The sequence below is a fragment of the Bradyrhizobium sp. USDA 4353 genome (genome assembly GCF_054063215.1).
Map to the genome: position 1 here is coordinate 2,615,937 of NZ_JBSSGB010000001.1, position 12,979 is coordinate 2,628,915.

Below are 12,979 nucleotides of genomic sequence, written 5' to 3' on the forward strand. Positions count from 1 at the left end.
GCGCTGCCGGACTTGTCCGGGATGACACCGGATTTGTTGAGTCGGCCCGCGAACATCTCCATATCGCTTAATATGCGAAGTCCTGCGGTGGTTCTGGACTGCTTCGTCGCTGCGCTCCTCGCAATGCCGGCGTCATTCGACGGCCGCGTTTGAACTGCAGCTACTCCGCCGCCTGCTGCGCCACGGTCGGCTCGGTGCCGGCCACGGTCGCGCGGCGCATGTCGCGGGGCTGCGACTGATCGTAGCGGCGGACGCGGTGCATGGTCTGGCGATTGTCCCACATGATCAGATCGTGCAGCCGCCATTTGTGCACATAGACGAACTCGGGCTGGGTGGCGTGCTCGGTGAGGTCGCGCAGCAGCAGCCGTCCTTCGGGCATGCTCATGCCGATGACGGCGCCGGCATGCGACGACAGATACAACGACTTGCGGCCGTGCGCGGGATGTGTTCGCACCAGGCGTTGCAGCACCGGCTTGAACATTGCCTTCTCCTCATCGGTGTAGTCGAGGAAGCCGAGCGAGCCGCGCGAATACATCAGCGAATGTTCGCAGACGAGGTTGTCGATCTCGGCCTTGGTGTCCTGATCCAGCGCATCATAGGCGGCGCGCATGTCGGCGAACTCGGTGTTGCCGCCCTTGGGATTGACGATGCGCGCCGACAGGATCGAGTACTTTGCCGGGATCGGCCGGAACGAGCTGTCGGAGTGCCACAGGCAGTTGCCGAGATTGAACAGATGCGTGCGGTGATCCGGCGGCAGCGGCTTGCCGTCCTTGCCGAGATTGGACACGTCGTTCAGTCCGGTGGTGAGGCGATAATCCTCTTTCTTGGTCACCGTGCCGCCGCGCGCCTGCTCGCGCTCGCCGAAGTTCAGCGCGAAAGCGAGCTGCTGCTCGTCGGTGATGTCCTGATCATGGAACACCAGCACTGCATAGTGATCGATTGCGGCCTGCAACTCTGCGACCTCGTCGCGCGCCAGAGGCGTGCGCAGGTCGACGCCCGAGACTTCGCCGACAAAATGGGGATGAAGCTGCCGGATGGCGATCGCCATGGCGTCCTCCTTGCGTGTCCTCATCATGGCGGACTCGTGCCCGCTTCTCACCTGAGGCTACGCCCGCGCCCAGCGAAGTCAACGCGCAGCGCGGAGGGCGACGCGCACGGCTGTCATGCCGGCCCGGCAGACATCACGCGTTGCGCGCCATCAGCCCGCCGTCGACGGGGATCACAGCGCCGGTGATGAACGACGCCGCCGGCAGGCAGAGGCTCAAGGTGATGTGCGCCACTTCCTCCGGATCGCCATAGCGTCCGAGCGCGGTGCGGCGCCTGGCATAGATTGCCTTCTGCTCGTCGGGAATGCGCGCGGTCATCGCGGTCGTGATCGGTCCCGGACAGATGCAGTTGACGGTGATGCCGTCGCGTCCGAGCTCGACGGCGAGCGAGCGCGTCAGCCCGGTCACGCCTGCTTTCGCCGCCGAATAGGCACTGTGCAGCGCGGTGGCGCCGAGCGCCTCGGTCGAAGCGATGTTGACGATGCGCGGGCTGGTCGACCGGCGCAGATGCGGCAGCGCGGCACGGATGACGCGCTGCTGCGCCGTCAGCATCACGGCGATGCCCTTGGCCCAGGATTCGTCATAGGCCTCGTCGTCGATCGCGACGCGCACCGAGATGCCGGCATTGTTGACGATGATGTCGAGGCCGCCGAACTGCGACGCGGCCTCGTTCACGACGGTGCTGATCGCCTGGGGATCCGCGAGGTCGAGCCGCCAGGCGCGCGCAGTTCCGCCGGATGCCGCGATCTCGGCGGCGACAGCGTGCGCGCCGGCCTCGTCGATATCCGTGACGGCGACCCGCGCGCCATCATCGGCGAACACCCGCGCGGTCGCGCGGCCCATCCCGGAGGCCGCACCCGTGATCAGCACGGTCGATCCGCGGACTGTTCGACTGAGTTGCCGATGTTCCTGCATATTTGCGGCTCACGGAAAAATGCACATCGTCGCTGCGCTCCAGCGATTATCACCAATCAGACGCATTTGGTCAGCACCGATCTGGCCTGGCCGCGTTCACGTTGCTGACGGCATGGACCAACGAACCGGAGTGATCATGATGCTCAAGACAGTCATCGGCGTGGTGTTGGCTGCGGGATTGTTTGCTGCCGACGCCGCAGGCGCCGACAGCATCAACGCCGGTGGTCGCAAAGCCAGCGCCGTTCAGCCTTTCGAGGCCAAGACCGTGGCGGAGTTCGACACGCCCTGGGCGATCGCGTTCCTGCCGGATGGGCGGATGCTGATCACGGAGAAGCCGGGGAGGATCTTCGTCGTCACCCAGAGCGGGCAGACGACGGAGGTCGGCAACGTTCCTGCGGTGGCCGCGCGCGGTCAGAACGGCCTGCTGGACATCGCGGTCGCACCGGACTTCGCGACGTCGTCGCAGGTCTACGTCAGCTACACTGAGCCTGGCGCCGAGGGCAGCCGCCTCGCTCTCGCCCGTGCCACTCTGTCGCTGGCGGATGGCCGCGCCAGCCTGACGAAGCTCGCCGTCATCTGGCGCCAGACGCCGGCGGGCGGCGGTGGCCAGCCGGGCGGCATCATCGCTTTCGATCCGCAGGGAACACATCTGTTCCTGACGGTGGGCGACCGCATGCAGCCGACCAGCGCGCAGGACCCGCGGCAGGCGCGCGGCAAGGTGCTCAGGCTCAATCTCGACGGCTCGACGCCGTCAGACAATCCGATGGCCGAGGACAAGGGCGTGCCGGCGCAGACCTGGACCACCGGCCACCGCAATCCCTATGGCCTCGCTTTCGCGCCGGACGGCAAGCTCTGGCTGCACGAGATGGGCCCGCGCGGCGGTGACGAGCTCAACCTGATCGAGCCGGGCAAGAACTACGGCTGGCCGCTGGTCTCGAACGGCGACAATTACGACGGCACGCCGATCCCGCGCCATGCGACGCGCCCCGATCTTGTGGCGCCGCCGCTCTATTGGGATCCGGTGATCGCGCCGGCCGGTCTCGCCTTCTATGACGGTGGGATGTTTCCGCAATGGAAGGGATCGGCGCTGATCGGCGGCCTCCGGGCTCAGGCGCTGGTGCGCGTGGCGTTTCGCGCCGATGGCCAGCCGGACGAGGCCGAGCGCTGGGATATGGGGGAGCGCATCCGCGATGTCGCGGTGGCGCCGGATGGCGCGGTCTGGATCATCGAGGACGACTCGCCGGGCCGGCTCAGGCGGCTGACGCCGGCGAAGTAGGCTCCCGTCGCGTTCGCCGCGCTGACCTGCCGTCACGTTGACAGCACCACCGCCGCTCTCCACAGATGGCGAACAACAAAAAGGGAGAGCGGGGAGATGAACGCGCTCGATTTCTCGGGGCGGCAGGTGCTGGTGATCGGCGGCTCCAGCGGCATCGGCAACGGCATCGCGCAGGCGTTTCGCGCCCAGGGCGCTCGGGTCGCGATCTGCGGCACGCGCGCCAATGCGGCCGATTATCGCGCCGAGGATGGCTGCGATCTCGCGGGGCTCGACTATCATCAGCTCGATGTCAGCAACGCCGCCGCGATCGAGGCGTTCGCGCCGCGCTTGGACCGGCTCGACGTGCTGGTGCTGGCGCAGGGCGCGGTGCTGTATCGGCGCGGGGAGTTCGCGATGGACGGCTTCCGCAAGGTGCTGGAGGTCAACCTCATCAGCCTGATGGCCTGTGCAACCAAGTTTCACAGCCTGCTGAGCGAGGCCAAGGGCGCGCTGATCATCGTGTCGTCCACCGCAGCCTATCATTCGACGATGGGCAATCCCGCTTACAATGCGTCCAAGACCGGAGCGGTGGGGCTGACGCGAACGCTGGCTGAGGCGTGGGCCGCGGACGGCATCCGCGTCAACGGCATCGCGCCGGGCCTCGTCGATACCAAGATGACCAAGGTGACGACAGCCAATCCGCAGCGTCTCGAAGGCGCCCTGCAGCGGATTCCGCTGAAGCGGCTCGGCACGCCGCAGGACATGGCCGGCGCGGCGCTGTTCCTCGCCTCGCCGCTGTCGTCCTACATCATCGGGCAGACCCTCGTCGTCGATGGCGGGCTGATTTTGTAGTCGCTCGGAACCGTCGCCGCCCCAGCCGGTTAGCAGAGCGGAAAGCCCGCAAACGCGAGACAAGGAGAGGCGGCGATGGATACGGATCGGTTGACCGGAACGGCGAAGGATGTCGCAGGCAAGGTCGAGGGCGGCGTCGGCGAGATGACCGGTGACAAGAGCACGCAGGCCTCGGGCCGTGCGCGCGAGGCTTCGGGCGTGGTGCAGAACCTGTACGGCCAGGCCAAGGACGCTGCCCGCGAGGCCGGCGATGCCGCGATGGACTACGCCAAGGACACGTTCGGTGGCAGCACCGACAGCCTGCGTGACGGCACCCAGGCGCTGACCAAGCGGGTGCAGGACAATCCGATGGGCGCGTTGCTCGTCGCCGGCGGCATCGGCTTCCTGCTCGCGATGCTGATGCGTCCGTCGAGCCGGCCGCAGCCGCAGCGCTGGCGCTACTGAGCCCCCGCGCAGACGCTGACTGATTGAACAATCGGCCCGCATTCATTCGAATGCGGGCCGATTGGCGTTGATGGACGGGCGGATCGCGTTCGCTCTCGACCCGCGAAGTCGGTGATCAGCGCGCAGGTGCCTCCAGCACCGCCGCCGAACGGCCCACGGAGCCCGGCGGCCGCGGCGGCGCATTCGGATTGCGCACGGTCGGCGGTCGCGGCTGTGCCGGCTGTTGTTGCTGCTGTGGCGCGCCGAAGCCGAAGAAGTCGCGCATGCCGTTCTGGTTGCCGTTCTGGTTGGCTTGGCCGTTCGGGTTCGGCTGCTGCGTCTGGCTAGGGGCCGACTGGCCCGGTGCAGTCGGGGTCGTCAGCCGCCTCGGCCGCTGCTGCTGGCCAGGGCTTGCGGGCGCGGCCTCCGTCGGCGACGTCGCGGCGACGGGCGTATCCGGCTTGCTCAGCTCCTTCGGCGGCTCCTTGGCCTGTTCGCGGCCGACCTCGCGGCGCGGCCAGACAAAGTCGTCGGCGCGCCCGGCCGGCGGGCTGAGCGCCTCGCCCTTGACCAGGGTGCGCGCGGCCAGCGCGTCGACCGCAGCAGGACGAGAGCCGGGGCCGCCGAGCAGCTGGTCGGTGCCGACCGACGAGGCCACCAGCGGCAGGATCGGTCCGGCCACCGGGCGCGGCGCGGGTTGACCGGGCACGGCGTTGGCGTCCGGCGTCGCCGGCTCGGTCGGCAGCTCCAACGGGGCGGAGCGGGCCGCGAGCAGGCGGTTGATCTCGCGCTCGGCATAATGCGCGAGCTTGCGCGCGCCGGGCTTGGTGAAATAGACGCCGTCGTAGGAGCGCAGCTGGCGGATCTGGCCTTCGAAGTCCGGGCCCTTCTGCAGGAAGCGGCCGGCTTCGTCGACGAAGCCATCCCAGACGTCGACATAGGTGATGCCCGCCTTGCCGGCGGCGTCGCGATAGAGCGAATCGAGGAACAGGCTGTCGGCGGTGCCTTTCGGGCCGCGCACCGCGGGCAGGCCGACCCACAGCACCGGGACGCCCTTGCTCTTGGCGACCGCGATCATCTCCTCGATCTTCTTGGTGTAGAGCTCGACCCAACGCTCGTCGCGGAATTCGTACAGGGCGCCCGGCGCCCGCGCGGTCTTCTCCGGCGCGGCGACAGCCGGCGTATCGTTATCGGCCTCGTCCTGCGGCAGCTCGCTGTCGGCCGACTTGGCGGCCGTGTCGGTCTTCGCATCGGGCTTGGCGTCGGTCTTCGTGTCTGTCTTGGCCTCGCCGGACTTCGGATCGCCTGGCTTGCCGTCAGCCGGCTTGGCCTCACCCGGCTTGGCCTTGGCGTCCTTCTTGGTCTTGTCCGCCTTCTTGTCGTCGGGCTTGTCGGTCTTCTCCACCGCCGGCTCGCGGATCGGGAGACGGTCGTTGAGGCCGAGCATGATGACGATCGCGTCGGCCCGCTCGGTCGCCAGGATGCCCTTGGCGGCCGCGGCCCAGTCGGCCGGCTCGCCCTTGGGCTGGTATTTGATCAGGCCGGAATTCGTCTTGATCCGGCGGGTGATGCCCATGTCGGGCTGCTCGGAATAGGCATCCTCGAGGCCATAGGCCAACCAGTCGGCCATGCCGTCGCCGAGCACCAGCACGTAGCGCTCAGGCGCATTCGCATTGTCGCGCCGCTCCGGCGGCGGCGCCTTGGAATAATCCTGCTGCACCCGCTTCGGCTGCTGCGGCTGGAACGGCGCGAAGAAGTCGCTGCCGAACCAGCCACCGCCACCGCCGCCGCGTTGCGGCCCCGGCCGGGGCGGCGGCGACGAGAATGGATTGAAGTTGAAGAACTGGGCCGAGGCCGGGCCAGTGATCCCGACCAGCATGGCGATCACGACGGCCAAGACGACCGCCGGGCCGGGCTCGTTCAACAGCTTGAGGAGGAGCTTCAGCTTTGACATGCGCACCCGTCCGCGCCGCCGCGCGTCGAAATCGTGACAGTCCATATAATAGGACCCGAATCAGGCCGCAAACGGGCATTCACCGGATGGTGTTGATGTCCGCCGGCAATCGCCCCGAAAGGTTACCGGCACCGCTGGATTCCGGGCCCGATTAACGCCCCCGCAGCCGTTCCAGCACGTCGGAGGTGGCAAAACCGTCCGCCGGCGCCCCGATCGAGGCCTGAAAGTTCCGCAGCGCCTCGCGGGTCTGGCCGCCGAACTGGCCATCGGGCGTTCCGCGGTAAAATCCGCGGTCGGCGAGCAATTGCTGCAATTCCAGTCGCTCGGCGCGCGACAACGTGCGCTCCTCGCGCGGCCAAGCCTGGACGAAAGGCGGCGCGCCGCGCAGCCGGTCGGCGAAATGGCCGATCGCCAGCGCATAGGCCTCGGCCGGATTGTATTTCATGATGACGCGGAAGTTCTGCAGCATCAGGAAGCCGGGCCCCTGCGCGCCCGCAGGCGCCAGCAGATAGGCCCTCTCATTCGTCGCGGGGAATGGCTGGGCGTTGGCGCGCTTCAGACCGAGTTGCTCCCATTGACCGAAGCTCATGCTCTTGGCGCGGTCGGCCAGCATGTAGTTGAAGCCCTGGGGCACCACGACCTCGTAGCCCCAGCTCTGGCCGCTCTGCCAGCCGTCCTTCTTGAGGTTGTTGGCGGTCGAGGCGATCAGGTCGGCGGGATTGTCGACGACGTCGCGGCGGCCATCGCCATCGGCATCGACGGCGAAGCGCTTGAACGCGGTCGGCATGAATTGCGTGGGACCGAATGCGCCGGCCCAGGAGCCGCGCATCTGCTCCGGCCGGAGATCGCCGCGATTGAGGATCTCCAGCGCCGACAGGAATTCATCCTTGAAATAGGCCTGTCGGCGACCGATGCAGGCCAGCGTCGCGGTCGATTGCAGCACGTTGCGATCGCCGATCTGCGTCGAGTAGTTGGATTCGATGCCCCAGATCGCGGCGATGATGTAGCGGTCGACGCCATAGGCACGCTCGGTCGCGTCGAACTGCGCCTTGTATTTCGCCAGCACCTCGCGACCCTTGGCGAGGCGATTGTCGTTCACCAGGATGTCGAGATAGTCCCAGATCGACTTGGTGAACTCCGGCTGGGCATCGAGCAGGTCCATGATGCGCAGGTCCGGCGACAGGCCGGCGGTGAAGCGCTGGAAATTATCCTGGGTGATGTTGCGCCGTGCGGCATCTGGCCACATGCCGGCGACGCAGGCGTCGAAATTGCCGGCGGCCTCGCGAATCGCTGCCGCCGTCATCAGCGGATGGCCGGAGGCGCCGTCCTCGCCGCTCCAGGGCTGCGGGCCGCCGGGGGAGGGGGCCTGTGCCGGCTGGCCCGGGCTCGGATTGCCCTTGGTCAGGGTGCCCGTGAACAGGTTGTCGAGAAAGTTCAGCGGTCCGCCGCTGGATTGCGCCGATGCGGAACCGGACACCATCGTGACCACCGTCACCACGGCTGCCGCAGTGGCGCCGGCTTTCAGAGCTGCCAGGATTACGTTCCGTCGCGCCATGTCTCGATCCAGATCGCCGGAAGACCAGCCTTCACGAGGCCCGGTCCTGCTTAACGGGAGATTAACAAGGTTAAGGATTTCCGCAGCGAAATTTAGCCCTTCTGTCGCCGCGAAGCGGAACACCGGACCAACATCCGCCTTTGTTCTCGGCTGCAAACCAGCTACCACCATGCGATCGGTTTCGCATTCATTCGTCACAAGGTTTCATCAGGCCCCATGAAGATCCGCAAAGCCGTTTTTCCGGTCGCCGGCCTCGGCACCCGCGTCCTTCCCGCCACCAAGGCGATGCCGAAGGAGATGCTGACGATCGTCGACAAGCCGCTCATCCAATACGTCTTCGACGAGGCCAAGGAAGCCGGCATCGAGCATTTCGTGTTCGTCACCGGCCGCAACAAGACCTCGATCGAGGACCATTTCGACCGGATGTATGAGCTCGACGCGACGCTCGCGGCGCGCGGCAAGAAGACCGAGATGGATATCCTGGCGCGCGACCAGCCGGAGGCGGGCGCCGTCAGCTTCACCCGCCAGCAGGCGCCGCTCGGCCTCGGCCACGCCGTGTGGTGCGCGCGCGACATCGTCGGCGACGAGCCGTTCGCGGTGGTGCTGCCGGACGAGCTGGTGCTGAATTCGCCGGGCTGCCTGGCGCAGATGATCGCCGCCGCCAACAAGCTACCGGAGAAGAGCAACGTGCTCGCCGTGCAGGAGGTGCCGGCCGACCAGACCCATCAATACGGCATCTGCGGCGTAGGCCCGCGCGACGGCAAGATCTTCGAGGTCGACGGCATGGTCGAGAAGCCGGCCAAGGGCACCGCGCCGTCGAACTTCTCGATCACCGGCCGCTACATCCTGCAGCCGGAGATCTTCAAGATCCTGGCCACGCAGGAGCGCGGCGCGCAGGCGGCGAGATCCAGCTCACCGATGCGATGATCGGCCTGTCGAAGACGCAAAAATTCTACGGCGTGGATTTCGACGGCGAGCGGCACGATTGCGGCTCGAAGTCCGGCTTCCTCAAGGCCAACATCGCCTTCGCGATGGCGCGGCCCGACTTGCGCGACGGCCTGCGCGAGGACATGAAGAAGTATCTGGAGAGCAAGGGCTGATCGCGGCGCTCGTCTCACCAGGCGGCTGGCGGCCTCACGCCGCCAGCGCGGCGTGCGGTAGCGGCTTCGGCACGGGCACGGTGAGGCAACGGTTGCGGCCGGCCGCCTTGGCCATGTAGAGCGCCTTATCGGCGGCATTCATCAAAGCGGTCCAGTCCGTCTCGCGCGACGGCGTGACGCTGGCGACGCCGACGCTGATCGACGTGTTGGTCGCCTCGCCCGCCCACAAGGCGACCTTGTTGCGGATCGTCTCGGCGACGTGCAGCGCGTCGGCTTCCGCGGTCGCCGGCAGCAGCACCGCGAACTCCTCGCCGCCATAGCGCGCCGCGCAATCGCCGGCCCGCCGCACCGAATCCGAGATGCAGACGGCGATGCCGACCAGCACCTGGTCGCCGGCCTGGTGGCCGTGGGTGTCGTTGTAGCTCTTGAAGTGATCGGCATCGATCATCAGCAGCGCCAGCGGCACTTGCGCCCGCTGGGCCCGCCGCCACTCGATCTCGATGGTCTCGTCGAACTTGCGCCGGTTCTTCAGCCCGGTCAGCGGATCGGTGGTTGCGAGCCGCTCGAGCCGGGATTCGACCTTCGCGCGCAGATGGATCTCGCGCGCGGCGACCTGGGTGGCCGCGAGCACGAAGACGATGAGCGCCAGCATCAGCGCGCCGATCTGCGCCGCCTCGTTGCGCCAGACGGCGTAAACGCCGTCCCATGACCGGCTGGCCACCACGACCAGCGGGCCGGCATTGCGCCACACCAGGAGGCGCGGCACATCGTCCAGCGCGCCGGAGCTGCTCGACCAGCCGCTCGGCTCGCTCAAGGCGCGGGTCACGTCCGGCGCGCGTGCGAGGTTGCGGCCAATGGCGGCCTGATCGAACGGCGCCGTCACGATGATGGTGCCGTCGCGTCCGAACACAGTGATGCCGACGCCCGGGGCGAGCGAGAGCTGGCTGAACAGGTCTCGAAAATAGCTCAGCCGAATCGAGCCGGCGACGATTCCGGCGAAGCGTCCGTCGGGCGCGGCAATGCGGCGGCTGAGGACGATGGCGGAGCGGCCCTGATGCTCCGCGGGGCGGCTGACATAGAGGCCGGCGTCGGCACGGTCGCGATGCACCTGGAAGAACGTGGCGTCGCTGCGATCCTCCGGCAACGGATCGAGCGTGGCCGAGTCGATGGCGAGACGACCCTTGGCGTCGAACACCTGGATGGCGCCGAAATTCTTCGCGGTGGAGGCGCGGTCGAACAGGATCAAATGCCGGATCGGCTTGCTGACCTCGTTGATTTCGGGCAGCAACATGTTGCCGGCGACCGCGCGCAGCGAGAGATCGTAGAGCTCGATGTTGCGGCTGATGTCGGCGCCGATGCCGGCGGCAAGGTTTTCCAGCGACTGCCGGGCGCGCACCTCCTCGCCGCGGCGCAGGTCGATCATGACGCTGGCGCAGATGGCGGAGAAGCCGATGATGGTGGAGATGGAGCAGGTGACGAGCGTGCGCGCCGAGAGACGCCAAGGCGGCTTTGCCCGGCCTGTTCGGCGTGTCCAGCGCATCGGCTTGTCCCGTCCCCGTGGAGTCCCGTCCGTAGACTGACGGATACTTCGAAGTAACTCATGTTAAGTTAACGAGTGGTGGCGTTGCAGGCTGCGTTGCGCCCGGCCGCCGAGCGAGATGGAATTGCAATTTGCCCGACTATGACGCCCTAAGGGACTACCTCAAGCGGCAGACTCGTCCCGAGCTGGTGCTCAGCATCGACGAGATCGAGGAGCTGATCGGCGACAGCCTGCCGCGCGCGGCGCAGCGCGCCTCGTGGTGGGACAGCCTGCGGAGCCCGCAAGAGAAGATGCCGCAACGCGAGGCCTGCCTCGCGGCCGGCTATGTCGCCACCCGGCTGCCTGACGGCACCGGCGTCCGCTTCCGCAAGCTGAAGCCGCCGCGCTGAGCCGCCGGCCCTGCGGCAAATGGCCCGGATCATGCCTATCGATCACAAGCCTATAGCGTTGCGGCGAGGAACCTCGAAGCACGACCGCCGCGCGCTGCAATTGCATCACCGATTTGGAGAAGAACGACAGTGAACGAACAGGACCTGCGTCACGAGATTGCGGCGGTCAAGGACGGGCGGCTCTCGCGCCGCGATTTCGTGCAGCGGATGCTCGCGCTCGGGCTGACCGCGCCGCTCGCGGGCATGATGCTGGCGCATTCCGGGGTCGCGATGGCGGCGCAGGAGTTTCCGTACAAGCCGACCAAGGCGGGCGGCGGCGGGCCGCTGAAGATCCTGTTCTGGCAGGCGCCGACCCTGCTCAATCCGCACTTCGCCATCGGTTTGAAGGACCAGGAAGCGGCGCGGGCGTTCTATGAGCCGCTGGCCGGATGGGACGCCGACGGCAATCTCGTGCCGGTGCTCGCGAGCGAGATTCCCAGCCTCGCCAATGGCACCCTTGCGGCTGACGGGACCTGGGTGACCTGGAAGCTGAAGCCCAATGTGAAGTGGCACGACGGCCAGCCGTTCACCGCCGACGACGTGATCTTCAACTGGCAGTTCGCCACCAATCCGGAGACGTCGTCGGTCACCATCGCCGACTACAAGGACATCAAGACGATCGAGCGGATCGACGATCACACCGTGCGGCTCGTGTTCGCCCAGCCGACGCCGCTGTGGTTTACGGCCTTCGTCAGTGGCCGCGGCGCGATCATCCCGAAGCATTTGTTCGCCGACTATATCGGCGCGAAGTCGCGCGAGGCGCCGAACAATCTCAAGCCGGTCGGCACCGGCGCCTATCTGTTCGTCGACTTCAAGCCGGGCGACATGCTGACCGCCAAGCTCAATCCCAACTACCACGTGCCGAACCGGCCCTATTTCGACACGCTGGAGATCAAGGGCGGCGGCGACGCGGTGTCTGCGGCGCGCGCCGTGCTGCAGACCGGCGAATATGACTTCGCGTGGAATCTGCAGGTCGAGGACGAGATCCTGGTCAAGCTCGAGGCCGGCGGCACCGGCGTCGCCGAGATCGTGGCGACCGGCAACCTCGAATTCATCATGCTCAACGCCACCGACCCGAACGTCGAGGTCGACGGTGAGCGCGCGAGCCTCAAGACCAAGCATCCGCTGTTCTCTGATCCCGCGGTGCGCGAGGCGATCAATCTCCTGATCGACCGCGCCTCGATCCAGAAGTTCATCTACGGCCGCGGCGGCATCGCCACGTCGAACTGCGTCAACAATCCCGAGCGCTACCGCTCCAAGAACACGAGCTTCGAGTTCAACATCGAGAAGGCCAATAAAATTCTCGAAGAGGCCGGCTGGAAGAAGGGCGCGAGCGGCTTGCGCGAGAAGGACGGCAAGCAGCTCAAATTCGTCTTCCAGACCTCGACCAACGGGCCGCGGCAGAAGAACCAGGCGATCATCAAGCAGGCCTGCCAGAAGGCCGGCATCGAGATCGAGCTGAAGTCGGTGGTAGGCTCGGTGTTCTTCTCCAGCGACGTCGCCAATCCCGACACCTACTCGCATTTCTATTGCGACATGGAGATGCTGATGATGACGATGTCGTCGCCCGAGCCGCAGTCCTTCCTGAGCCAATACGTCTCGTGGGAGGCGGCGAGCAAGGCCAACAAATGGCAGGGCCGCAACGTCTCGCGCTGGCAGAACAAGGAGTATGACGATCTCTACAACGAGCTGCTACGCGAGCTCGATCCGGTGAAGCGCGCCGCGCTCTACATCAAGCTCAACGATCTGGTCTGCGCGGGTCGTCACGTGCTGCCGGAGCTCAACCGGCCGCGTGTCAGCGGCGTCCGCAAGGGCCTGCAGACGCATTCATCGGGATGGGACAACGATCTCTGGCAACTGCCGAGCTGGTATCGCGAGAGCTGAGTGCGATCAGCACCACGCGCGAATCGC

At 66.8% G+C, this 12,979-nt stretch carries 10 protein-coding genes and 1 pseudogene; 6 read left to right on the forward strand and 5 right to left on the reverse strand.

Annotation, left to right across the window (positions count from 1 at the left end):
- Positions 1 to 160 precede the first annotated feature (160 nt).
- Positions 161 to 1,048 (reverse strand): TauD/TfdA dioxygenase family protein, encoded by an 888-nt coding sequence (locus ACVILH_RS11725; protein ID WP_456716953.1) that lies wholly within the window; start codon positions 1,046 to 1,048, stop codon positions 161 to 163.
- A gap of 133 nt (positions 1,049 to 1,181) precedes the next feature.
- Entirely contained in the window at positions 1,182 to 1,961 is a 780-nt protein-coding gene (locus ACVILH_RS11730) for an SDR family NAD(P)-dependent oxidoreductase (protein ID WP_456713025.1), read from the reverse strand.
- Between the two features lie 136 nt (positions 1,962 to 2,097).
- Here ACVILH_RS11730 and ACVILH_RS11735 point away from each other — a divergent pair, with 136 nt between their 5' ends.
- From ACVILH_RS11735 to ACVILH_RS11745, 3 genes are all read left to right on the forward strand, one after another.
- Entirely contained in the window at positions 2,098 to 3,237 is a 1,140-nt protein-coding gene (locus ACVILH_RS11735) for a PQQ-dependent sugar dehydrogenase (protein ID WP_456713026.1), read from the forward strand.
- A 96-nt stretch (positions 3,238 to 3,333) separates the two neighbouring features.
- Positions 3,334 to 4,068 carry an SDR family NAD(P)-dependent oxidoreductase gene (locus ACVILH_RS11740; protein WP_456713027.1) on the forward strand — a complete coding sequence of 245 codons (735 nt, stop codon included), beginning with the start codon at positions 3,334 to 3,336 and terminating at the stop codon, positions 4,066 to 4,068.
- A gap of 75 nt (positions 4,069 to 4,143) precedes the next feature.
- Entirely contained in the window at positions 4,144 to 4,512 is a 369-nt protein-coding gene (locus ACVILH_RS11745) for a CsbD family protein (protein WP_456713028.1), read from the forward strand.
- Between the two features lie 115 nt (positions 4,513 to 4,627).
- Here ACVILH_RS11745 and ACVILH_RS11750 read toward each other — a convergent pair whose 3' ends face one another.
- A complete protein-coding gene (locus ACVILH_RS11750; protein WP_456713029.1) occupies positions 4,628 to 6,445 on the reverse strand; it encodes a DUF459 domain-containing protein in 1,818 nt (605 codons plus the stop codon).
- Positions 6,446 to 6,596: 151 nt separating this feature from the next.
- Positions 6,597 to 8,000: a lytic murein transglycosylase gene (locus ACVILH_RS11755; protein WP_456713030.1), complete on the reverse strand. Its 1,404-nt coding sequence runs from the start codon at positions 7,998 to 8,000 to the stop codon at positions 6,597 to 6,599.
- A 216-nt stretch (positions 8,001 to 8,216) separates the two neighbouring features.
- On the opposite strand from ACVILH_RS11755, the pseudogene galU reads away from it, so the two are divergent.
- Positions 8,217 to 9,100: pseudogene (galU, locus tag ACVILH_RS11760) on the forward strand (UTP--glucose-1-phosphate uridylyltransferase GalU).
- Positions 9,101 to 9,134: 34 nt separating this feature from the next.
- On the opposite strand, the gene ACVILH_RS11765 reads toward galU, so the two are convergent.
- Positions 9,135 to 10,640 (reverse strand): diguanylate cyclase, encoded by a 1,506-nt coding sequence (locus ACVILH_RS11765; protein WP_456713031.1) that lies wholly within the window; start codon positions 10,638 to 10,640, stop codon positions 9,135 to 9,137.
- A gap of 131 nt (positions 10,641 to 10,771) precedes the next feature.
- Here ACVILH_RS11765 and ACVILH_RS11770 point away from each other — a divergent pair, with 131 nt between their 5' ends.
- Positions 10,772 to 11,029: a DUF7662 domain-containing protein gene (locus ACVILH_RS11770; protein ID WP_456713032.1), complete on the forward strand. Its 258-nt coding sequence runs from the start codon at positions 10,772 to 10,774 to the stop codon at positions 11,027 to 11,029.
- Between the two features lie 129 nt (positions 11,030 to 11,158).
- Positions 11,159 to 12,952: a peptide ABC transporter substrate-binding protein gene (locus ACVILH_RS11775; RefSeq protein ID WP_456713033.1), complete on the forward strand. Its 1,794-nt coding sequence runs from the start codon at positions 11,159 to 11,161 to the stop codon at positions 12,950 to 12,952.
- Positions 12,953 to 12,979: the final 27 nt, after the last annotated feature.

Excerpts from the sequence above, each read along its gene's own strand:
- ACVILH_RS11765 (WP_456713031.1), bottom strand. The coding sequence starts at position 10,640 with ATGCGCTGGACACGCCGAACAGGCCGGGCAAAGCCGCCTTGGCGTCTC.
- ACVILH_RS11740 (WP_456713027.1), top strand. The coding sequence starts at position 3,334 with ATGAACGCGCTCGATTTCTCGGGGCGGCAGGTGCTGGTGATCGGCGGC.
- ACVILH_RS11745 (WP_456713028.1), top strand. The coding sequence starts at position 4,144 with ATGGATACGGATCGGTTGACCGGAACGGCGAAGGATGTCGCAGGCAAG.
- ACVILH_RS11725 (WP_456716953.1), bottom strand. The coding sequence starts at position 1,048 with ATGGCGATCGCCATCCGGCAGCTTCATCCCCATTTTGTCGGCGAAGTC.
- ACVILH_RS11755 (WP_456713030.1), bottom strand. The coding sequence starts at position 8,000 with ATGGCGCGACGGAACGTAATCCTGGCAGCTCTGAAAGCCGGCGCCACT.
- ACVILH_RS11750 (WP_456713029.1), bottom strand. The coding sequence starts at position 6,445 with ATGTCAAAGCTGAAGCTCCTCCTCAAGCTGTTGAACGAGCCCGGCCCG.
- ACVILH_RS11735 (WP_456713026.1), top strand. The coding sequence starts at position 2,098 with ATGATGCTCAAGACAGTCATCGGCGTGGTGTTGGCTGCGGGATTGTTT.
- ACVILH_RS11730 (WP_456713025.1), bottom strand. The coding sequence starts at position 1,961 with ATGCAGGAACATCGGCAACTCAGTCGAACAGTCCGCGGATCGACCGTG.